We start from the raw sequence: 18,671 nt of genomic DNA, 5'->3' as shown, positions 1-18,671 counted from the left end.
GCTCTCTCCGGAGGAGCGGCGCGGGTTCCACGGGAATGACGAGTTCCTGACTGTGGAGAATCTGCAGCTGGGCTGTGAGTTGATGTACGAGATCGTGCGGCGGATGGTGAGCTAAGGGGCCTGCTCGGGGAGAATTGCCCTGATGGGCCCACGGCAGCGGCGGCAGGCGGGAGCGATCGTGCTGGGCGCGCTGGTGGCGGCGGCTCTGCTCGCGGCTCAGCTCTGGTTGACGCTTCGGTTGCAATGGACGAGCCGGGAACCGCTGGCGGATGCTGCTATTGGCTTCAACTTTAGCTGCGACCAGGCGGAGTATCTGCTCCTGGAGGTTCCGGGCGCTGGGCCGGACGGGCACGTGGACGATGGGCGGCCGGGTCGGGCGGCGTGGTGTGCGGAGGTGCTCGGCCGGCTCTTGGAGTTGACGGGGGCGCGGCTCGTCCGCCTGGGTGTTCCGTGGGACGAGGTGGAGCCGCGCGAGGGCGAGTTCGATTTTGCGGTGATCGATGCGCAGCTCGAGGTGGTGCGGGAGAAGGGGGCTACGGCGAACGTGTCGATCGGGATGAAGTCGCAGCGTCACCCGGAGTTCTATGTGCCGAACTGGGCGCTGGCGGGGGTGGAGCTTCGCGATGGGATGGTGCTCTCGGAGGTGCCGGTGCTGCGCGAGCGGGCGCTGCGCATGGTGGCCTCGGTGGCGCGCCACCTGGCGGGGCGGCGGGAGATCGATTCATGGACGGCAGAGAACGAGGGATACATTGCCTCGCACCGGGCGCGTCGGTGGGCGCTGGGGCGGGACTACGTGGCGGAGGTGGCAGCGACGATTCGGGCGAACGATCCGCTCGGCCGGCCGGTGGCGATCAATCATGCTCAACATTATGTATTCGATCGGCGCTGGCGAGACGCGCTGGCCGATGGCGACGTGTTGGCGCAGAGTCTGTATCCGCGGCGGAATTATTTCGTGCTGGGGCGGCACTTCGTGATCGACATCATGCAGCTGGGCTGGCTGATGCCGAACTATGCGTACCAGGCGCGGGTCGCGAGGGCGGCGGGGAAGGAGTTCTGGGTGACGGAGCTGCAGGGGGAGCCGTGGACGGACGGGGATGCGCGGCTAATTTCGCCGGAGCGCCCATCGAAGAATCTCTCGCCGGAGACGCTCTCGAAGAACGTGGAGTACGCGCGGCGGACGGGGGCGGCACGTATCTATCTTTGGGGGGCGGAGTGGTGGCTTTTTCAGCTGGAGCGTTTTGGCGATGGCCGCTGGCTGGAGGCGGTTCGGTCAGTGGTGCGGGGCGGCTCGTGAATTGCGGCGGCGGGCGGTGCGGCCGACGGCGGGGGCTTCGGGCAGGTGGCGGCGGATGGCATCGACGAGGTCGAGCCCATCGATGAGCATCGGGATGTAGGCAGCGACGCCGGCGCGCTCGTAGCGCCGCTGTTCTTCGGGCCGGGGGATGGCGGCGAGGATGATGACGGCTGCGCCGGTACGGGCGAGTTCGTGGGCGCGCTCGGGGGGGCAATCTGCCGGGGTGGAGATGACGACGTCGCCGGGCTGGACGGAGGCGTAGTCGACTTCGCCGGAGGTGAATTCCCGAAGGCCGGGGGCACGTTCGAGGCGGGCGACGAGCGCGCGCCGGAGCGCGCCGTCGGCGGTGACGACGTGGACGGGTCTGCCCTCCATGCGATCAGTTTCGGGAACGAGGGTGGGGCGGGGTGAGGGCCGAATGGCTCCGCGGCTACGGGCCGAGGGGCCCGGAATGTGGTGTGGGGAGAGGAATGCGCTACCATGCCGGTCGATGGGGACTGCTGCAGAGGAATCGGCCGGGAGCCCCGGGATCTTCGAGCGGCTCTCGGAGATGGCGATCACGAGCGAGCTGCTCGCGTCGAGCGAGGACCTTTCGGAGATTCTCCGTCGGCTGGCGGAGCGGGCGCGGGAGGTGACGGGCGCGGAGTACGCGGCGATTTCGACGTTCGACGAGGAGGGGATGCTGCGGAGGTTCATCTACTGCGGCATCAGTGACGAGCAGGCGCGGAAGCTCGGCGACCCGCCGAAGGGGCGAGGGCTGCTCGGCCGGCTCGCGACGTGCGACCGTCCGATGCGGATCGACGACCTGCACGAGAGTCCGTACTTTACGGGTTGGCCGCCGGGCCACCCGGATATGAGTCGCTTCCTGGGCGTACCGATTCGAGCGGGGGGGCGAGCGATCGGTTCGCTCTACATGACACGTGGTGTGGACCGGCCGCCGTTTTCGGAGGAGGACGAGGTGGCGGCGGCGGTGCTTTCGCTGCAGGCGGCGGTCAGTGTGTCGTATGCGTTGGCGCGCGAGCGCCGGGGGCGGATTTTCTTGCTGGAGGAGCGGGAGCGCATCGCCCACGACCTGCACGACGGGACGATTCAGGCGCTCTACGCGCTGGGGCTCGAGTGCGATGCGATGGCGAACCGGGAGGATTACCCGCCCGAGGCGCGCGAGGCGCTGGCGAACGCGGTGCGGCGGATCAACGAGATCATCGCGGACATTCGGAGCTATATCACGATGCTGGAGGCGGCGACGCCGGTCGACCAGCCGGAGCTGACGCGCGATCTGGGTTTTATCATCCGGCAGTTGGTGCCCCCGAGTATCTCGACGGTGGTGAACGTGGCAGCGGCGGCGCTCCAGGAGCTGACGACGCGCGAGTCGGAGGATCTGCTCTACATCGCCCGGGAGGCGCTCTCGAACGCGGTCCGCCATGGTGCGCCGACGAAGATCGCGGTGGACCTGCGGCAGACGGCGGACGCGACGGTGCTGACGATCCAGGACAATGGGGTAGGCTTCGAGGAGGCGACGACGCGGCGCGGGCTGGGGACGGTGACGATGCGAACGCGGGCGGAGCGCCTCGGTGGGGAGCTGACAATCATTCCTATCCCGGGGATGGGTACGACGGTGCGGGTCGCGATTCCGCGGCACCACGATGACGAGGAGGACGATGCATGACGGCGAACGCCGACGGGACGATCCACGTGCTTTTGGCGGACGACCACGACCTCGTCCGGCAGGGGTTGAAGGCGGCGCTCCGGGCCCATCCGGAGTTTTCGGTGGTGGCGGAGGCGCGGGACGGGCTGGAAGCTGTCCGAGAGGCGAAGAAGGCGAAGCCGGACCTCGTGGTGATGGATGTGCGGATGCCGAAGTTGAACGGCATCGAGGCGTGCCGGGAGATCCGTTCGGCGGTGCCAGGGGCGAATGTGCTGATGCTGACCTCGTACAGCGACGAGGAGGCGGTGATGCAGGCGATCGTGGCCGGGGCGAGCGGTTTCATGCTGAAGGATGTGCAGACGGGCGATTTGATCGCGGCGATGCGGGTGGTGGGGAGGGGCGGGAAGACGCTGGACCCGGCATCTTCGGCGGCGGTGATCGAGCAGATTCGGCGTGGGAACATCGTGACGGAGGAGGATCGCCTCGCGGCGCAATTGACGGAGCGGGAGCTGAAGATTCTGGATCTGATCGCGGAGGGGCTGACGAACCGCGAGATCGGTGAGCAGCTCTATCTCTCCGAGAAGACGGTGAAGCACCACGTGAGCGACATCCTGAGCAAGCTGGGGATGACGCGGCGGGTGGAGGCTGCGGGTTTCGCGATCCGGAGGGCGGCGCGGAAGCCGCAGCAGTAGCAGCGGATAGCGCGGCTGATTCAGTATCGGCCGCCGAGCTTTGCGTGGTCCCAGGAGTAGATGTCGACGGGGCGGACGCGCACGGTGACGCGTTTGGATGCGACTGCGAGGGCTGCTTCGGGGGTTTCCATGGGTGCGGGGATGCCGTTGTACTTTTCGCCGACGAGCCCCATGACGCGGGCGGTGAATGGGGTGTCTTCGATGATCTCGGCCTCGCCTTCGATGACGAGCCCTTTGAGTTCGTGATAGAGCTTGCCGGATTCGAGCATGACGGTGATTTTGGGGTTGCGCCGGAGGTTGAGGACTTTTTGGCTCTTGGCGAAGGTGGTGAAGTGGACGAGGCCGTCGATGACGACGTACCACATGGCGACGAGGTGGGGGTAGCCCTTCGGCCCGATGGAGGCGACTTGGAGTGTCCAGCCTTGGGCGAGGAATGCTTCTTGTTCTTGTGGGGTGAGGGCGATTTCGGCGCGGCGGCTGGGCATCGGGGCGTGCTCCTCGGTGGGGTGATGGGGGGAGTAGACCGTATGGGCTGACGGTAGGGCAAGCGCGGTGCCTGCCGGGGGCGGTTAGCGGATAATGGGGCGGTGGGCGATGGGCATCGGCAGCCGGTGACGTTTCCGCCGGGGACGCGCATCGATTTGCGGCGGTTCGATGCGCGGGCGACGAACGGCCGCGAGCGGGAGGAGGTGGAGGCGGAGCTGGTTGGGCTGCGCATGCGGTTGAACGAGTTGCAGAACGTGCTCTATGCCGATGCGCGCTATGCGTTGTTGGTGGTATTGCAGGGCATCGATACGGCGGGGAAGGACGGCACGATCAATTCGGTGTTCGAGCAGGTGGGGCCGATTGGCTGTTCGGTGGAGAGCTTCAAGGAGCCGACGCCGGAGGAGCTGGCGCACGACTACCTCTGGCGTTATCGCCGGAAGATGCCGGAGCGGGGGCACATTACGATTTTCAACCGTTCGTATTACGAGGCGGTGCTGGTGGAGCGGGTGAAGGGGATCGTGCCACGGGAGGTGTGGATGGCGCGCTACGAGGATATCAACCGGCTGGAGGAGTACCTCGTGCGCAACGGGACGGTGGTGATGAAGTTTTTTCTGGTGATTTCGAAGGAGGAGCAGCGGGAGCGGCTGCAGGAGCGGATCGACAATCCGCGGAAGCAGTGGAAGTTTCGGCTGGGGGACTTGGAGGAGCGGAAGCTGTGGGACGAGTACCTGGAGGCGTTCGAGGATGCGCTGGAGCGGTGCAATACGAAGGATGCGCCGTGGCACGTGGTTCCGGCGGACCGGAAGTGGTATCGCGATTTGGTGGTGGCGCGGGCGTTGGTGGAGAAGTTGGAGTCGCTGGATTTGCGGTATCCGCCGGCGCCGCCGGAGGTGCAGGGGCTGCGGGTGGAGTAGGGGCAGCTACCAGCCGAGGGCGGCCTCGATGCCTTCGATGGTGGCGGGGGCTTTGGTGATGTCGGGCCGGTAGGCGGCGAGGGCGGTGTCCGGGTCTTTGAGGCCGTGGCCGGTGAGGATGGCGACGGCGCGTTCGCCGCGAAGCCGGCCGTTGCGTGCGAGCTTGAGGAGGCCTGCGACGGTGGCGGCGCTAGCGGGCTCGACGAAGAGGCCTTCGCGGCGGGCGAGGAGGCGGTAGGCTTCGAGGATGTCGTCGTCGGTGACGGCTTCGATGAGGCCGCCGGATTGGTCGCGGGCGGTGATGGCGGTTTGCCAGCTGGCGGGGTTGCCGATGCGGATGGCGGTGGCGATGGTTTGGGGGTTGGCGATGGGCTGGCCGCTGACGAGGGGGGCGGCGCCGGCGGCCTGGAAGCCGCACATGCGCGGGTGGCGGGTGGCGAGGCCGCGCTCGGCGCATTCGGTGAAGCCTTTCCAGTAGGCGGTGATGTTGCCGGCGTTGCCGACGGGGATGGCGAGGAGGTCGGGGGCATCGCCGAGGGTGTGGCAGATTTCGTAGGCAGCGGTTTTTTGCCCTTCGATGCGGTGGGGATTGACGGAGTTGACGAGTGCGACGGGGTGGCGCTCGGTGAGGGTGCGGGCGGCGCGGAGGGCGTCGTCGAAGTTGCCGTCGATTTCGATGATCCGGGCGCCGTAGGCGACGGCCTGGGCCATTTTGCCGGCGGCGACTTTGCCGCTGGGGACGAGGACGAAGCAGGTGAGGCCGGTGTGGGCGGCGTAGGCGGCGGCGCTGGCGCTGGTGTTGCCGGTGGAGGCGCACATGATGGCGCGGGCGCCGGCTTCGAGGGCTTTGGCGACGGCGACGACCATGCCGCGGTCTTTGAAGGAGCCGGTGGGGTTGCAGGCTTCGAGCTTGAACCAGAGTTCTTCGAGGTTGCATTCGGCGGCGAGGGCGGCGGCGCGTACGAGGGGGGTTTCGCCTTCGCCGAGGGAGATGCGTGGGGTGGCTTCGGTGAGGGGGAGGACGTCGGCCCAGCGGTGGAGGACGCCGCGGGGGCGGATGGTGGCAGCGGTCACGGTTCCTCCGGTGGCCGGAAGGCGTGGAATTTCATCTCGCGGAGCTCTTGTTCGAGCACTTGGATCTGTTTCCGGCGCTGTTTTTCGTACATGGTGTTGAATTTGGCGAATTCTTCGCGGACGTGGTCGACGACTTCGGCGATGTCGCGGCGCATGTTGGCGACGCGTTCGCCGAGGCCGGAGTGGCGGCCTTCGAGGAGGGTGAGCTCGCCCTGGAGTTTGTCGATGGTGGTGGTGAGGCGGTCGGTGAGCTCTTCGAGGTGGTTGAGGCGATTGTCGATGCGGTGGTGTTCTTCGCGCCAGATGGCGATCTCGTCGATGAGTTCTTGGCGATAGTCGCGTTCGTGGGCGACGGTGGAGATGAGCTCTTCGTTGCGGCGGACCATTTCGCCGACGACTTGGAGGCGTTCGAAGACGATCTCGATGCGTTCGTCGAGGTCGCCGAGGACGACGGTTTTGATGCGCTCTTCGAGGTCGCGATTGACTTCGATGGTGCGGTCGAGGCGGAGGCCGAATTGGTGGACTTGCTGGTCGAGTTCGCGCTGGCGTTCGAGGATGGTCTGGAGTTGCTGGGCGAGCTGGGAGGTTTGTTGCTGGACTTGGGCGACATCGGCGAGGACGAGGCCGAGCTGGTTGGCGGCGGTTTCGACGCGGCGGATGACTTCGGCGCGCTCTTCGCGGTCGTACTGGGATTCGGCGCGAAGGATGCGGAACTGGTGTTCGGCTTCGCCGCGGATGGTGGTGGCGGCTTGGCGGAGGTCTTCCATGGCCTGGTCGATGGCGGTGAGTTTTTCGGGGAGGCCTCGGAAGGGGAGGAGGCGGGGCTCGAATTCGCGGATTTGGCGCTGGGTGGCGTCGAGTTGTTCGGAGAGGTCTTGGACTTGGCGCCGGAGCTGGTCGAGGTGGGCGATGTGGCGAGCTTGTTCTTCTCGCTGGGCGCGGAGCTGTTGTTCGAGCCAGGTGAGGAGTTCGGTGATGGCCTGGGCCTGGGGCTCGCCGGCCATGTCAGGACTCCACGCGGAGGAATGCGGAGACCTGGATGACGACGGGGAGGGTGGCGAGTTCGCGCAGGGCTGCTTGGACGGCGCCTTCGCGGGCGCGGTGGGTCATGATGACGAGGTCAGCGGTGCGGGCGTCGGTATCGGTTTCTTTTTGGTTGACGGCGGCGATGCTGACGTGGTGGTCGCCGAGGGTGCGGGCGATCTGGGCGAGGACGCCTGGTTTGTCGGTGACTTTCACGCGGAGATAGTAGCGCGTCTCGAGGTGTTCGAGGCCGAGGATGGGGATATCGCCTTCGGGGCCCCAGTATTTGCGTTCGCGGGTGCCGAGGACGATGGCGTGGGCGAGGTCGAGGAGGTCGGCGACGACGGCGGAGGAGGTGGGTTCGGAGCCTGCGCCGCGCCCTTGGAAGAGGACGGTGCCGGTGAGGTCGCCGTGGATCTGGACGGCGTTGTAGACGCCGTCGACGCGGGCGAGGGGCTCGGAGAGGGGGATGAAGGTGGGGGCGACGCGGGCGATGATGCCTTGGTCGGTGCGTTCGGCGATGGCGAGCAGTTTGATGGCGTAGCCGAGTTCGAGGGCGGCGAGGAAGTCGCTGGGGGAGAGTTGGGTGATGCCTTCGGTATGGATTTGGGAGGGGTGGACGCGGGTTCGGAAGCCGAGGGTGGCCATGATGGCGAGCTTGTAGGCGGCGTCGTGGCCTTGGACGTCGTTGGTGGGGTCGGGCTCGGCGTAGCCGAGTTCCTGGGCTTCGCGGAGGGCTTCTTGGTAGCCGCCGGTGGGCGGTTCGAGCCCTTGGCGGCGGAGGGCTTCGGCGACAGCGGCGGCGTTGGCCATGCGGGTGAGGATGTAGTTGGTGGTGCCGTTGATGATGGCGCGGATGGAGCTGATGCGGTTGGCGAGGAGGTCGCGCCGGAGGGGGGCGATGAGGGGGATGCCGCCGCCGACGCTGGCTTCGAACATGATGTCGAGGCCGCGGCGGTGGGCTTCGGCGAGGAGCTCGGTGCCTGATTTGGCGATGAGCTCTTTGTTGGCGGTGACGACGTGTTTGCCGCTGGCGATGGCGCGTCGGATGTAGGTGCCGGCGGGTTCTTCGCCGCCCATGACTTCGACGACGATATCGATGGCCGGGTCGGCGAGGAGAGCTTCGACGTCGTTGGTGATGGTGCCAGGGGGGAGTTCGACGGCGCGGGGACGCGTGAGGTTGCGGACGGCGGCGCGACGGATGACGAGTTCGGCGCCGACTTGGCGGGCGAAGTAGTCGCTTCGCTCGAGGAGGGCGCGGGCGACGCCGGAGCCGACGACGCCGAGGCCGATGAGGCCGACTCCGATCTGGCTGCGGCCGTCTTTAGTTGGCATGCTCCTCCGCCCACTTGATGTCGTCGGCGGTGAGGTTGCGCCGGATGGTGAGCTGGCTCCGCTTTTCGCTGACGAGGCGCTGGATTTCGCGGTCGGCGAGCTGGGATTTTTGGGTTTCGGAGGGGGTGGCGTTGGGGTCGCGTTTTTCGATGCGGAGGAGCCACCAGTCGCCGGTGGCGATCTGGACGGGCCCGATGAGGTCGGTGCCGGCGGGCTTGTCTTGGATGGCGTTGCGAACGGCTTCGGGGAGGAGGGCCGGGGGTTCGGGATCCATGATGCCGTCTTTTTGGCGGGAGTTGAGGTCTTTGGAGGTGACTTGGGCGACGGTGCCCATGTCTTCGCCGGCCTGGATGCGGGCGAGGGCGGCTTTGGCCTCGTCTTCGGTGGTGGTGATGATGGTGCGAAGGGTGACCATTTCGGTGGTTTGGCCGAGCTCGGCGAGGATGCTGTCTTTGAGCTTTTTGCGGTAGAGCTGGGCTTCGACCTGGCGGCGGTAGTGGGCGTCGCTCATGGTGAGGGACTGGAGCCGCTGGCGGTAGAGGTTATCGAAGGCGGTGCCGGCGCCGCCGGCTGGGACGCCGAGCTGGGAGGCGATCTCCTGGGTGACTTCTTCGGGGGTGACGGTGATGCCGCGCTCGCGGGCGATGGTGTTGACGATGGCTTCTTCTTCGAGGATGGCGACGAGTTGTTGTTCGGCGATGCCGAGGTTGATGCCGGAGCTGGCGACGGATTGGGCGTAGGGGAAGAGGCGGTCGGCGTAGTAGCGGAGTTGGAATCGTTCGTCGCCGACCTGGAGGATGACTTTTTCGGGCATGCGGAAGGTCTGGTCGTACCAGCGCCAGCCGATGAGGGCGAGGACGATGGCGAGGAGGAGGCCGGCGCCGCCGAGGATGAGGAGGCGCAGGGTTTCTTCGGTGGTGAGGAAGAAGGTGCGCGCGACGGGGCGGGTTGCGCGCGGGCGCTGGCGGGGGAGGGCGGTCGTCCGTTCGCGTCGGGCCATGGGGTGCTCCGGGGTGCGGCGCGGTGCCGCGGGTTAACCGCGGATGGGGAAGATGCCCGTTTTGCGGATGTGGTCGAGGGTGTAGGGCAGGAGGGCGAGGTGCCGGGCGCGTTTGATGGCGACGGCGACGAGGCGCTGGTGTTTGAGGCAGGTGCCGGTTTTGCGCCGCGGTTCGATTTTGCCGCGGTCGGAGATGTACATGCGGAGGCGGGCGATGTCTTTGTAGTCGATGCCGTCCATTTTTTCGACGCAGAGGCGGCAGACTTTGCGGCGGTTGGCGTAGCGGGGGCGCTGCTGGCGTTGGGGGCGTTCGCCTTCGGCGGCGGGGGTGTTGGTGGTGCGTTCTTCGGAGGTCATGGTGATGGTTCCTTCCCGTTGGGTTTATCTCCGCGTGTGCGGTGATCGGGTGTTCCGCAGCGAGCCGGCTGCGGTGCGGGCTGGTCGGGCCAGCGAGCTATTCGAAGGGGAGGTCGTCGAGGTCGATCTCCTCGCGGGCGCTGCCACGGGGGCGGCTATGGCTGCTTTCGAATCCGCTGCTGCGGGAGCGGCTCCCGCCTTCCCAATCGTCGCCGGACTGGTCGCGGGGGCCGCCGAGGAGCTGGATGGTTTGGGCGATGACTTCGGTGCGGTAGTGTTTCTGGCCTTGGTCGTCTTCCCAGCTGCGTGTTTGGACGCGGCCTTCGATGAAGAGTTGTTTGCCTTTGGTGATGTACTGGGAGATGCGTTCGGCGGTGTCGCCCCAGACGACGATGTTGAACCATTCGGTTTGGTCTTCCCAGTCGCCGGTCTGCTGGTTTTTGCGACGGTTGTTGACGGCGAGGCTGAACTGGGCCTGCGGGGTGCCGCTGGCGAGGTAGCGCAGTTCGGCATCGCGGCCGGCGTTGCCGATGAGGAGGATTTTGTTCAGTCCCGCCATGGTGGTTGGCCTCCGGGGCTAGGATTCAGGGGCGGCGTCGGGTTCGTCGACGGCGGCGGGAGTTTCGCTGGTTTCGGCGACAGGTTGTGTCGCTTCGGGTTGTGTCGCTTCGGGAGCGGGGGCGGGTGCGGGCGGTGGTGCGGCCTCGGCGCGGGGCTCGCGGGGCTCGCGGGGTTCGCGCGGCGGTGGGGGTGTGGGGAGTTCGTCGGCGCGGACGATGAGGTGGCGGAAGATTTTCTCGTCGATGCGGAGGGCGGCTTCGATCTCGTTGACGGCGGCGGGGTCGGCTTCGAAGCGCGTGACGATGTAGTCGGCGTCGATGGCGTGCCGGATGGGGTAGGCGAGGCGCCGCCGGCCCCAATGGTCGATTTTGAGGAGTTTGCCTCCGCGTGATTCGACGAGCTGTTGGATCCGCTCGGCGGAGGCGTCGGGGCCGCTGCTTTCGATCAGGGAGAGGTCGAAGACGGCCGTGAGTTCGTATTCCCGCATGGAACCTCTGCCCGGGCGATGGGATTGTCCTCCTCGGGGGAGGACCGATACCCCGGGTCAACGGTCGAGGGTAGCACGGGCTTTCGCTAGGCGGTAGGTGCGGGAGCGAGTTCGGCGTCGGTGATGCCGGGGACGGGGTAGGCCTTGGCGAATTCGGCGACTTCGGCGCGGACGGCTTCGCGGACGCCTTCGCCGTCGGGGTCTTGGAGGACGCGGACGATCCAGGCTGCGACGCGGCGCATTTCGTCTTCTTTCATGCCGCGGCTGGTGAGGGCGGGGGTGCCGAGGCGGAGGCCGCTGGTGACGTAGGCGGAGCGTTGGTCGTAGGGGATGGTGTTGCGGTTGGTGATGATGCCGGCGCCTTGGAGGGCGTTTTGGGCTTTGAGGCCGCTGATGCCGACGGAGTTGCAATCGACGAGGATGAGGTGGTTGTCGGTGCCGCCGGAGACGAGGCGGAGGCCGCCACGCTGGAGCTCTTCGGCGAGGGCGCTGGCGTTGCGGACGATTTGGGCGGCGTAGTCGCGGAATTGGGGCTGGAGTGCTTCGCCGAAGGCGACGGCTTTGGCGGCGATGCTGTGGAGGTGGGGCCCGCCCTGGGTGCCGGGGAAGACGCCGCGGTCGAGGGCTTCGGCGTGTTCGGCCCGGCAGAGTGCGAGGGCGCCGCGGGGGCCGCGGAGGGTCTTGTGGGTGGTGGTGGTGACGATATCGGCGAAGGGCACGGGGCTGGGATGGGCGCCGCCGGCGACGAGGCCGGCGATGTGGGACATGTCGACCATGAGGAGCGCGCCGACTTCGCGGGCGATTTCGGCGAAGGCGGCGAAATCGATGCGGCGGGGGTAGGCGGTGGCGCCGGCGACGATGATGCGGGGCCGGGCCTCTCGTGCGAGGCGGCGAACTTCGGCCATGTCGATGGTTTCGGTCTCGCGGTCGACGGTGTAGGGGATGAAGCGGTAGAGCCGGCCGGAGAAGTTGACGGGGGACCCGTGGGTGAGGTGGCCGCCTTGGGAGAGCTCCATGCCCATGATGGTGTCGCCGGGGTTGGCGAAGGCGAGGTAGGCTGCCATGTTGGCTTCGGCGCCGCTGGTGGGCTGGACGTTGGCGTGGTCGGCTCCGAAGAGCTGTTTTGCGCGGTCGATGGCGAGCTGTTCGAGCCGGTCGGCGTGCTGGTTGCCGGCGTAGTAGCGCTTGCCGGGGTAGCCTTCGGCGTATTTGTTGGTGAAGATGGAGCCGGTGGCTTCGAGGACGGCGGCGGAGGCGTAGTTTTCGCTGGCGATCATCTCGAGCGTTTCGATCTGGCGGTTGCGCTCGTCTTGGATGATGGCGGCGACTTCGGGGTCGGCGATGCGGAGGATGGACATTGCGAGCTCCCCTGGGCGGTAGGCGGTCGGCGTGGCTTCAAGGGTAGCAGGGAAGTGGCTTGTGGGGCGGTCAGCGGGGGGCGGGGGTGCCGCCGCGGGCGGCGAGCCAAGCCCGATGCATGAGTTGGAATTCGTGTTCGGCGCGTCGGGCGTGGCCGCGCTCGTTGACGTGGGTCAGGTCGCGCTGGAGTTCGTGGGGGCGGGGGGCTCGTCCTCGCCAGCCTGTTGGTAGGGCACGTGGAGTCGTTCGCAGGTGGCTTTGACGAGGCGGTCGAATTCGCTGCAGCGTGCGCGGGATTCGGCGGCGAGGCGCGGGGGGAGCGGGATGCCCATGGGGATGGGGCCGCGGACGCCAAGGGCGATGTCTTCGTGGCGGGTGATGCGCCGAATGGCCTCTTCGACGCGGCGGGCGGCCTCGTCCGATTCGAAGAAATATCGGTAGCCGGTGGTGCGGAGGGCGACCCGGCGGAGCAACCGGAAGGCCCCGTTGTGGGCGATGCGTGGGCGGCGCGACGCGGCCGTGGCGACCCGGCCGAGGATGGGGGCTAGGGGTACGCGGGCTTGTTCGAGGGCGAGCGGGGCGGAAGGAAAGGAGACCCAGTAGGACGCGACCGCGAGGAAGACGGCATCGGGTCTTTCGCGTTCGATCCAGCGTTCGATGACGTCGGCGTAGGCGTCGTTGGGCCAGGCGGATTTGAGGACCGTTTCGACGGGCTCGCCGAGCCACTCGGCGAGGCGTTCTTGGACGATGTGCCAGCTGCGCTGCTGCGGTTCGAGCGGGCCATAGACGTCATCGGAGACGCCGATGCGGAGGATTTTCATGGGGGAGATTCTCCGCGGCGATGGGCAACGCACAACCTGCCGGGGCGGTGAGGGGCGAGGGATGCTCAGAGGCGCCGGAAGACGAAGAGGGCGTGGCCTTGCTCGCCGCGTTCGTAGGCCTGGACGAGGTAAGCGACGAGATCGAGCTGAGCGAGGTAGGTGCGGGTGCCGTAGCGCGCTTCGAAGTAGGGGCGACGGCGGACGAGTTCGGCTTCGGCGGTGCGCCAGGTGTGGGCGGCTTCGGCGCTGAGTGGGCGGTGGGCGGCGAGCTGCCAGCCGGCCTGCTGCCAATCGTCGATGAAGGCGTCGAGGCCGCCACGGGCGTCGTTGGGGGCTTCGCAGCAGAGGCAGAGGGTGGCCCCGGGAGCGGCGAGGCGGTTGAATTCGTGGTAGGCGAGCTCGGTATCGAGGGCCCAGATGCTGTGCATGGAGGCGTCGCGGAAGGGGAGGCGGCGGTTGTCGGCGGCGACCCATTGGACGGCGCTGCCGCCGGGGAGTTGGCGCCCGGCGCGGAGGAAGTCGGGGTTGAGGTCGGTGGCGATGGCGCGGCAGCCTGTCTGGGCGACGGCGAGGCGGGCGGCGGCGCCGACGAAGCCGCCGGCATCGAGCATGAGGCGACCGGGACCGAGCTCGGATCGCTCGAGGAGCCAGCGTGTGGTTTCGGCGCCGCCGACGTGGTTGTGTTCGCCGAGGAGGTCGATCCACCAGGCGGCGTAGTCGTCGGCGAGGCGCTGGAGGGCGGGATGGGCGGCTGGCACGTTCCGAGGATAGCGAAGGGGCTGGCCGGTGGGGAATCTCGGCGGCGGATGGGGTACGCTGGAGCTATGGCAGAGCAGTACGCGGCACGCGATACGAGGACGGGGCTCGAGGTGGCGGTGACGGGCGATTTTCCGCCGCACCCGGACGACCGTATTCGGATTGCGCGGACGACGACGCTCTTCACGCGGCTGATGTCGACGATCCTTTCGACGCCGAACGAGACGGAGCGGCGCGAGCGGTTCATGGCGATCGAGACGCAGTTGGAGCTGGCGGATGCGCTTATCCGGCAGGACATGGCGGAGGTGCAGCGCTTGATGCGGCAGACGCTGGAGCGGATGGGGATCACGCCGGAGCAGATGGACGAGATGGCGCGCAAGATTCTTGAGCAGTTGCGGGAGCGCGGGGATTTCGACCTTCCGCCGGGGCTCGATTCGTAGGGAGGGCCGCGGTTCAGGGGGTGGGGTCGTCCCAGCCGGGCGGGGCGTCGGGGTTCCAGGCGATGCCAAGGAGGGAATCGCCGCGGCTGCGGTCGACGGCCTGAAAGAGCTCCCACTCTTCGGGTTGGGCTTCGATTTCGATGATGGGCCAGCCGATGGGGGCGCCGGAGCCGCGGCAAACGAAGGTCTCGGGGTCGAAGGATTGGTTGCCGTAGGCGGCGGCGACGACCGCGCCGATTTCGCGCTGCCACGGGGTAGGGCGCATGCCGCGGCGGGGGACGACGGTAGGGTTGGCCGACATGGTGCGGAAACTGGCGGGGTGGGCCATGCGACCTGCGGAGAGCCAGCGGGGGGCTGGCGGGAGCTCGCGCGCGGTGAGGACGGCGTTTTCGAGGCGCCGGAAGAGTCCTTGGCGGCGAAAGGCGGGGGCGACGCAGCAGAGCCCGGCGAGGCGTACGGGCGACGGGCCGAGGCGTGGGAGGTCGAGGATGCGGGGTTCGCCGAGGGCGAAGCCTGCGGCGCGGCCCTCGTTGTCACGGGCGATGGCGGCGAAGGCGAGGACGTGGAGGGACTTTTCGAGGTAGGTGGCGTTGGCCTCGCGGTAGTTCTGGCGGAAGAGATGGAGGATGGTGTCGCGGTCGGCGGGGGGGAGGTCGCCGGTGGGGACGACGTCGATGTGGAGGTCGGCGGCCGCGGTCATGGTGGCGGGAGCGTAGATCGAGGTGTGGGCTCCTGCAATCGGGATGGGGCGGCGTAGGATAGCGGCTGGAGGTTTGCGACGATGGTGATTCGCTACGAGACGGAGGGGCCGGTGGCGATCGTGACGATCGACCGGCCGGAGGTTCGTAATGCGGTGGACCGGGCGACGGCGGCGGAGCTGGCAGCGGCGTTCCGGCGGTTCGAGGCGGACGATGCGTTGGCGGTGGCGGTGTTGACGGGGGCGGGCGGGACGTTTTGCGCGGGGGCGGACTTGAAGGCGGTGGCGACGGGTGGGGGCAATGTCGTCCGTGAGGATGGGGATGGGCCGATGGGGCCGACGCGGATGCGGCTTTCGAAGCCGGTGATCGCTGCGGTGGAGGGGCACGCGGTGGCGGGTGGGCTGGAGCTGGCGCTTTGGTGCGATTTGCGGGTTGCGGCGCGCGACGCGGTTTTCGGGGTGTTCTGTCGGCGCTGGGGTGTGCCGCTTGTCGATGGGGGGACGGTGCGGCTGCCACGGCTGATCGGTGAGAGCCACGCGATGGATTTGATTTTGACGGGGCGGGGCGTGAGCGGTGAGGAGGCGCGGATGATGGGGTTGGCGAACCGGCTGGTGGAGCCTGGGCAGGCGCTGGAGGCGGCGAAGGAGCTCGCTCGGCAGCTGGCTGCCTTTCCCCAGCGGTGCCTGCGGAGCGACCGACAATCGGCGCGGGAGCAGTGGGACTTGCCGTTCGAGGAGGCGATGCGGAACGAGACGCGGTTGGGGATGGCGGTGATCGCGTCGGGGGAGACGCGCGAGGGTGCCGCCCGGTTCGCTGGCGGCGCCGGGCGGCACGGTTCGTTCGCGGAGTTCGGTGGGCGCGGCTGAGCGGGGGCCTCAGTCGTTCTTGATCAGTTCGAAGTCGGCGTCGATGCGGACTTCGTCGCCAACGAGCCAGCCGCCGGCTTCGAGGGGGGCGTTCCAGGTGAGCCCGAAGTCTTTGCGGTTGAGTTTGCCGGTGACGCTGAGGGCGACGACGGTCTTGCCGAAGGGGTTCTTGGTGGGGCCGTGGGCTTCGGCTTGGAAGGTGACGGGGCGGGTGGTTCCGCGGATGGTGAGGTCGCCGGTGATGCGGTAATTGTTGCCGCCTGTGCGTTCGATGGCGGTGGTCGTGAAGGTGATGGTGGGGTGATTGGCGACGTCGAAGAAGTCGGCGGATCGGAGATGGTTGTCTCGGTCGGGTTGGCGGGTATCGATGCTGGCGGCATCGATGCGGAAGGTGGCTTTGGAGCGGGCGAGGTCGGCTTCGTCGATGGTGAGGTCGGCTTCGAACTTGGCGAAGGTGCCGCGCACGGTGGCGATGATCATGTGCTTGACGGCGAATTCGATCGAAGAGTGGGCCGGGTCGATGACCCACGTCGAGGTTGCTGGGCTGACGGACATGCTTTCCTCCGGGGATCGATTTAGTTGCGTACGCAACTAAGATCATAGGCTATGTTGGGTAGGCTGGCAACGATCGATAAGTGCCGAAGCCCGCCCGGGTTCCGGCACAATGGAGGGGTGGGCAGCTGGCTCTGGGGGCGCCTGGCGGAGGAGTGCGATGTGCACTTGGTGCCGATCGTGAGCGCGGAGGGGTGTGGCTATTGCCGGCGCTTTTTGGCGTCGGCGCCGCCTGGGCGGGAGATGTCGGAGGGGGCGCGGCTGGAGGAGCTGGAGCAGTGGCTGACGGCGCGGCCGTCGGTGCCGGCGGAGCTGCTCTATGCGCGGATCGAGGAGCTGGTGGGGCGGCGGATCGGCCTGGCGGAGCTGGAGGATCCGGATTTGCTCCTCCAGCGTGCCCGGGGGCCGCGTCGGGGGTGGGACTGGGACGATTGGTGAAGATGGCCCTGCCCGGCCGCTGGTGGGGCCGGGCAGGGACGGTGGCGGCCGAGGGGGCGCGGCCGCCGAGCGAGCGGATCAGGAGGGCTTTTGGGACTGGATGCGTTCTTCGGCGATCCAAGCGCCGTGGAAGCCGTAGGGAACGCGCTGGGGGAGGGGCACGCGTGCGACGGGGGGTGCTTCGAAGTCGCGGGCGTCGATGACGATGAATTCGGAAAGGCCGGTGTTGTGGTCGTAGACGAAGGTGACGACGTAGCCGTCGTCTTCGGCGGTGGAGCCAGGCCGCTGGACGAAGACGCCTTCGCCGCCGTAGCGGCCTTTGCCGTGGTAGTGGACCCAGTGGCGGCCGGTGTGGAGGTCGTACTTGATGAGGGCGTCGGACTCTGGCATGGGGTTGCCGTGTTCGAAGCGGGCGGTGTAGCCGTAGCGGGCGGGGTAGGCGACGAGGCTATCGTTGACGCGTGGGAAGTCGCTGGTCTGGTCGTCGAGGGGTTCTTCTTTGACCTGGCCGGTGGCGAGGTCGAAGCGCCAGCGATGGAGGGCCTGGCGGACGTCGTCGCGCATGAGGCGGCGGTCTTCGGGGTTGGGGGCGATGGAGGAGTCGAGGGCGCCGAGGTCGACGTCGTCCATGCGGCAGGCGTCGAGGACGACTTCGTTGCCCTGTTCGTAGGCGTTGAGGGTGTGGAAGACGTAGCAGGGTGGGGCTTCGAACCAGCGGATCTGGTCGCCGGTGGCGTGGCGGGGGAGGATGCCGAAGCGGGCGGGGAGGTTTTTGTCGAAGTAGAGGGGCGACTGGCCGCTCATGGCGCGCTGCATATCGAAGACGAGCGGGAGGTCCATGAAGATGGCGTAGTGTTCGCTGACGGCGAAGTCGTGCATCATGACGCCGCGCGGGAGGTCGATGGGAGTGGTGAGGACGATTTCGCCTTGGGGGCTGACGACGGAGTACTGGAGGTAGGGGACGCGGGCGCCCTGTTTGGCTAGGTCGAAGCCCATCATGTCGTAGCCGAAGAAGAGCATTTCGCCGGTTTTTTCGTCGACTTTTGGGTGGGCGGTGAAGGCGTGGAGGAGGCGGCCGTTGTAGTTGAAGGTGCCGATGGTTTCGAGGCCGGGGAGGCGGATGTGGTGGGGGTCGCCGGCCTCCCAGAGGGCGAAGAGGCGGCCATCGTGCCAGACGAGGGCGGTGTTGCCGGTGTTGCCGCGGGAGGGGCCATTGGGGTTGTCGAATTCGGGTGCGCCGAGGCCGCTGCCCCAGAGGGCGCGGCCGGCGGCTTTTTCGCGCCGGTAGGCTTCGGTTTGCACCCACCGGTTGCGGTAGGAGACGCGCCCGTCTTTGATGCGGACGCCGTGGAGCATGCCGTCGCCGCCGAACCAGTGGTAGTTCTTGATGACGTCGAACTGGGGGTTAGGGCCGTTGCGGACGAACATGCCTTCGAGGCCTTCGGGGAGTTCGCCGATGACGGGGAGGTTGTCGGCGGTGACTTCTTCGCGGACGGGCGCGAAGTTGCCTTCGAGGAAGGGGCTGGTGACGCGCTGTTCGGCCATGACCATCGGGGGGCACCTCGGCTTGGGGTGGCCTATTCAAAGATTTGAACAGGCTGGGGCGAGTATACGATGGCTTGTCAAGGTGGCGAGGCCGGCCGTCGGGCGAGTTGGGCGAGCGGCTCGTAGAATCGGCGGCACTACTTTCGCGTGGAGTACGAGGTATGGGACTGGAAGGACGGGTTGCGCTGGTGACGGGCGGGGGCCGGGGCATTGGCCGGGCGATTTCGCTGGCGCTTGCGGGTGAGGGGGCGGCGGTAGCGGTGAATTACCGCCGGGACGAAGAGGCGGCCATCGTGCCAGACGAGGGCGGTGTTGCCGGTGTTGCCGC

At 67.7% G+C, this 18,671-nt stretch carries 23 protein-coding genes; 8 read left to right on the top strand and 15 right to left on the bottom strand.

Features of this window, described 5'->3' with window-relative positions:
* The first annotated feature begins 142 nt into the window (after window positions 1-142).
* Window positions 143-1,294, top strand: coding sequence for a beta-galactosidase (locus tag VAE53_RS12130; RefSeq protein WP_322819632.1), 1,152 nt, complete (start codon window positions 143-145; stop codon window positions 1,292-1,294).
* Here the strand turns inward: VAE53_RS12130 and VAE53_RS12125 are convergent.
* Entirely contained in the window at window positions 1,271-1,669 is a 399-nt protein-coding gene (locus VAE53_RS12125; RefSeq protein WP_322819631.1) for a hypothetical protein, read from the bottom strand. The two genes, VAE53_RS12130 and VAE53_RS12125, sit on opposite strands and share 24 nt — an antisense overlap.
* 115 nt (window positions 1,670-1,784) lie before the next feature.
* On the opposite strand from VAE53_RS12125, the gene VAE53_RS12120 reads away from it, so the two are divergent.
* Together VAE53_RS12120 and VAE53_RS12115 are read left to right on the top strand one after the other, a co-directional pair.
* On the top strand, window positions 1,785-2,960 hold the full coding sequence (locus VAE53_RS12120) for a GAF domain-containing protein (protein WP_322819630.1): 1,176 nt from the start codon (window positions 1,785-1,787) through the stop codon (window positions 2,958-2,960).
* Entirely contained in the window at window positions 2,957-3,631 is a 675-nt protein-coding gene (locus VAE53_RS12115) for a response regulator transcription factor (protein WP_322819629.1), read from the top strand. The genes VAE53_RS12120 and VAE53_RS12115 overlap by 4 nt, the downstream gene beginning before the upstream one ends.
* A 20-nt stretch (window positions 3,632-3,651) precedes the next feature.
* On the opposite strand, the gene VAE53_RS12110 is transcribed toward VAE53_RS12115, so the two are convergent.
* The gene (locus VAE53_RS12110; protein ID WP_322819628.1) at window positions 3,652-4,116 is read right to left on the bottom strand and encodes a pyridoxamine 5'-phosphate oxidase family protein; all 465 of its coding nucleotides are present in this window, start codon (window positions 4,114-4,116) and stop codon (window positions 3,652-3,654) included.
* A 102-nt stretch (window positions 4,117-4,218) separates the two neighbouring features.
* Here VAE53_RS12110 and VAE53_RS12105 point away from each other — a divergent pair, with 102 nt between their 5' ends.
* Window positions 4,219-5,031 carry a PPK2 family polyphosphate kinase gene (locus VAE53_RS12105; RefSeq protein WP_322819627.1) on the top strand — a complete coding sequence of 271 codons (813 nt, stop codon included), beginning with the start codon at window positions 4,219-4,221 and terminating at the stop codon, window positions 5,029-5,031.
* 6 nt (window positions 5,032-5,037) lie between these two features.
* On the opposite strand, the gene thrC is transcribed toward VAE53_RS12105, so the two are convergent.
* The 10 genes from thrC to VAE53_RS12055 form a co-directional block, all read right to left on the bottom strand.
* Window positions 5,038-6,105 carry a threonine synthase gene (gene thrC / locus VAE53_RS12100; RefSeq protein WP_322819626.1) on the bottom strand — a complete coding sequence of 356 codons (1,068 nt, stop codon included), beginning with the start codon at window positions 6,103-6,105 and terminating at the stop codon, window positions 5,038-5,040.
* The gene (locus tag VAE53_RS12095; RefSeq protein WP_322819625.1) at window positions 6,102-7,109 is read right to left on the bottom strand and encodes a hypothetical protein; all 1,008 of its coding nucleotides are present in this window, start codon (window positions 7,107-7,109) and stop codon (window positions 6,102-6,104) included. The genes thrC and VAE53_RS12095 overlap by 4 nt, the downstream gene beginning before the upstream one ends.
* Window position 7,110: 1 nt before the next feature.
* Entirely contained in the window at window positions 7,111-8,463 is a 1,353-nt protein-coding gene (locus tag VAE53_RS12090) for a homoserine dehydrogenase (protein ID WP_322819624.1), read from the bottom strand.
* On the bottom strand, window positions 8,453-9,463 hold the full coding sequence (locus tag VAE53_RS12085; RefSeq protein WP_322819623.1) for a SurA N-terminal domain-containing protein: 1,011 nt from the start codon (window positions 9,461-9,463) through the stop codon (window positions 8,453-8,455). Before VAE53_RS12085 ends, VAE53_RS12090 begins: the two co-directional genes overlap by 11 nt.
* A gap of 33 nt (window positions 9,464-9,496) precedes the next feature.
* A complete protein-coding gene (gene rpsR, locus VAE53_RS12080; RefSeq protein WP_322819622.1) occupies window positions 9,497-9,820 on the bottom strand; it encodes a 30S ribosomal protein S18 in 324 nt (107 codons plus the stop codon).
* A 97-nt stretch (window positions 9,821-9,917) separates the two neighbouring features.
* Entirely contained in the window at window positions 9,918-10,379 is a 462-nt protein-coding gene (locus VAE53_RS12075; RefSeq protein ID WP_322819621.1) for a single-stranded DNA-binding protein, read from the bottom strand.
* 18 nt (window positions 10,380-10,397) lie between these two features.
* Window positions 10,398-10,868 carry a 30S ribosomal protein S6 gene (rpsF, locus tag VAE53_RS12070; RefSeq protein WP_322819620.1) on the bottom strand — a complete coding sequence of 157 codons (471 nt, stop codon included), beginning with the start codon at window positions 10,866-10,868 and terminating at the stop codon, window positions 10,398-10,400.
* An 86-nt stretch (window positions 10,869-10,954) separates the two neighbouring features.
* Window positions 10,955-12,226 carry a serine hydroxymethyltransferase gene (gene glyA, locus VAE53_RS12065; protein ID WP_322819619.1) on the bottom strand — a complete coding sequence of 424 codons (1,272 nt, stop codon included), beginning with the start codon at window positions 12,224-12,226 and terminating at the stop codon, window positions 10,955-10,957.
* A gap of 174 nt (window positions 12,227-12,400) precedes the next feature.
* Window positions 12,401-13,048 carry a hypothetical protein gene (locus VAE53_RS12060; protein ID WP_322819618.1) on the bottom strand — a complete coding sequence of 216 codons (648 nt, stop codon included), beginning with the start codon at window positions 13,046-13,048 and terminating at the stop codon, window positions 12,401-12,403.
* Between the two features lie 65 nt (window positions 13,049-13,113).
* The gene (locus tag VAE53_RS12055; protein ID WP_322819617.1) at window positions 13,114-13,806 is read right to left on the bottom strand and encodes a methyltransferase domain-containing protein; all 693 of its coding nucleotides are present in this window, start codon (window positions 13,804-13,806) and stop codon (window positions 13,114-13,116) included.
* Window positions 13,807-13,872: 66 nt separating this feature from the next.
* Here VAE53_RS12055 and VAE53_RS12050 point away from each other — a divergent pair, with 66 nt between their 5' ends.
* A complete protein-coding gene (locus tag VAE53_RS12050) occupies window positions 13,873-14,244 on the top strand; it encodes a hypothetical protein (protein ID WP_322819616.1) in 372 nt (123 codons plus the stop codon).
* Between the two features lie 13 nt (window positions 14,245-14,257).
* Here VAE53_RS12050 and VAE53_RS12045 read toward each other — a convergent pair whose 3' ends face one another.
* Window positions 14,258-14,944 carry a hypothetical protein gene (locus VAE53_RS12045; RefSeq protein ID WP_322819615.1) on the bottom strand — a complete coding sequence of 229 codons (687 nt, stop codon included), beginning with the start codon at window positions 14,942-14,944 and terminating at the stop codon, window positions 14,258-14,260.
* 81 nt (window positions 14,945-15,025) lie between these two features.
* Between VAE53_RS12045 and VAE53_RS12040 the strand changes: the two genes are divergently transcribed.
* Window positions 15,026-15,808 (top strand): crotonase/enoyl-CoA hydratase family protein, encoded by a 783-nt coding sequence (locus tag VAE53_RS12040; RefSeq protein ID WP_322819614.1) that lies wholly within the window; start codon window positions 15,026-15,028, stop codon window positions 15,806-15,808.
* Between the two features lie 9 nt (window positions 15,809-15,817).
* Here the strand turns inward: VAE53_RS12040 and VAE53_RS12035 are convergent, their stop codons facing one another.
* On the bottom strand, window positions 15,818-16,363 hold the full coding sequence (locus tag VAE53_RS12035) for a YceI family protein (RefSeq protein WP_322819613.1): 546 nt from the start codon (window positions 16,361-16,363) through the stop codon (window positions 15,818-15,820).
* A 117-nt stretch (window positions 16,364-16,480) separates the two neighbouring features.
* Between VAE53_RS12035 and VAE53_RS12030 the strand changes: the two genes are divergently transcribed.
* Window positions 16,481-16,798, top strand: a complete 318-nt coding sequence (locus VAE53_RS12030; RefSeq protein ID WP_322819612.1) for a hypothetical protein — start codon at window positions 16,481-16,483, stop codon at window positions 16,796-16,798.
* Between the two features lie 78 nt (window positions 16,799-16,876).
* On the opposite strand, the gene VAE53_RS12025 is transcribed toward VAE53_RS12030, so the two are convergent.
* Window positions 16,877-18,349 carry a carotenoid oxygenase family protein gene (locus VAE53_RS12025; RefSeq protein ID WP_322819611.1) on the bottom strand — a complete coding sequence of 491 codons (1,473 nt, stop codon included), beginning with the start codon at window positions 18,347-18,349 and terminating at the stop codon, window positions 16,877-16,879.
* Between the two features lie 155 nt (window positions 18,350-18,504).
* Here VAE53_RS12025 and VAE53_RS13235 point away from each other — a divergent pair.
* Window positions 18,505-18,671, top strand: a 167-nt coding sequence (locus tag VAE53_RS13235) for an SDR family NAD(P)-dependent oxidoreductase (RefSeq protein WP_369294052.1), incomplete at its 3' end; no start/stop codon positions are given.

The organism is Tepidiforma sp., from assembly GCF_034432735.1.
Taxonomy (GTDB): Bacteria; Chloroflexota; Dehalococcoidia; order Tepidiformales; family Tepidiformaceae; genus Tepidiforma.
This window is presented reverse-complemented; position numbering and strand designations above follow the sequence as displayed.

What these genes read in the sequence shown, in the direction of transcription:
- VAE53_RS12130 (WP_322819632.1), top strand. Translation starts at nt 143, where the DNA reads ATGGGCCCACGGCAGCGGCGGCAGGCGGGAGCGATCGTGCTGGGCGCG.
- VAE53_RS12125 (WP_322819631.1), bottom strand. Translation starts at nt 1,669, where the DNA reads ATGGAGGGCAGACCCGTCCACGTCGTCACCGCCGACGGCGCGCTCCGG.
- VAE53_RS12120 (WP_322819630.1), top strand. Translation starts at nt 1,785, where the DNA reads ATGGGGACTGCTGCAGAGGAATCGGCCGGGAGCCCCGGGATCTTCGAG.
- VAE53_RS12115 (WP_322819629.1), top strand. Translation starts at nt 2,957, where the DNA reads ATGACGGCGAACGCCGACGGGACGATCCACGTGCTTTTGGCGGACGAC.
- VAE53_RS12110 (WP_322819628.1), bottom strand. Translation starts at nt 4,116, where the DNA reads ATGCCCAGCCGCCGCGCCGAAATCGCCCTCACCCCACAAGAACAAGAA.
- VAE53_RS12095 (WP_322819625.1), bottom strand. Translation starts at nt 7,109, where the DNA reads ATGGCCGGCGAGCCCCAGGCCCAGGCCATCACCGAACTCCTCACCTGG.
- VAE53_RS12090 (WP_322819624.1), bottom strand. Translation starts at nt 8,463, where the DNA reads ATGCCAACTAAAGACGGCCGCAGCCAGATCGGAGTCGGCCTCATCGGC.
- VAE53_RS12085 (WP_322819623.1), bottom strand. Translation starts at nt 9,463, where the DNA reads ATGGCCCGACGCGAACGGACGACCGCCCTCCCCCGCCAGCGCCCGCGC.
- rpsR (WP_322819622.1), bottom strand. Translation starts at nt 9,820, where the DNA reads ATGACCTCCGAAGAACGCACCACCAACACCCCCGCCGCCGAAGGCGAA.
- VAE53_RS12075 (WP_322819621.1), bottom strand. Translation starts at nt 10,379, where the DNA reads ATGGCGGGACTGAACAAAATCCTCCTCATCGGCAACGCCGGCCGCGAT.
- rpsF (WP_322819620.1), bottom strand. Translation starts at nt 10,868, where the DNA reads ATGCGGGAATACGAACTCACGGCCGTCTTCGACCTCTCCCTGATCGAA.
- glyA (WP_322819619.1), bottom strand. Translation starts at nt 12,226, where the DNA reads ATGTCCATCCTCCGCATCGCCGACCCCGAAGTCGCCGCCATCATCCAA.
- VAE53_RS12060 (WP_322819618.1), bottom strand. Translation starts at nt 13,048, where the DNA reads ATGAAAATCCTCCGCATCGGCGTCTCCGATGACGTCTATGGCCCGCTC.
- VAE53_RS12050 (WP_322819616.1), top strand. Translation starts at nt 13,873, where the DNA reads ATGGCAGAGCAGTACGCGGCACGCGATACGAGGACGGGGCTCGAGGTG.
- VAE53_RS12045 (WP_322819615.1), bottom strand. Translation starts at nt 14,944, where the DNA reads ATGACCGCGGCCGCCGACCTCCACATCGACGTCGTCCCCACCGGCGAC.
- VAE53_RS12040 (WP_322819614.1), top strand. Translation starts at nt 15,026, where the DNA reads ATGGTGATTCGCTACGAGACGGAGGGGCCGGTGGCGATCGTGACGATC.
- VAE53_RS12035 (WP_322819613.1), bottom strand. Translation starts at nt 16,363, where the DNA reads ATGTCCGTCAGCCCAGCAACCTCGACGTGGGTCATCGACCCGGCCCAC.
- VAE53_RS12025 (WP_322819611.1), bottom strand. Translation starts at nt 18,349, where the DNA reads ATGGTCATGGCCGAACAGCGCGTCACCAGCCCCTTCCTCGAAGGCAAC.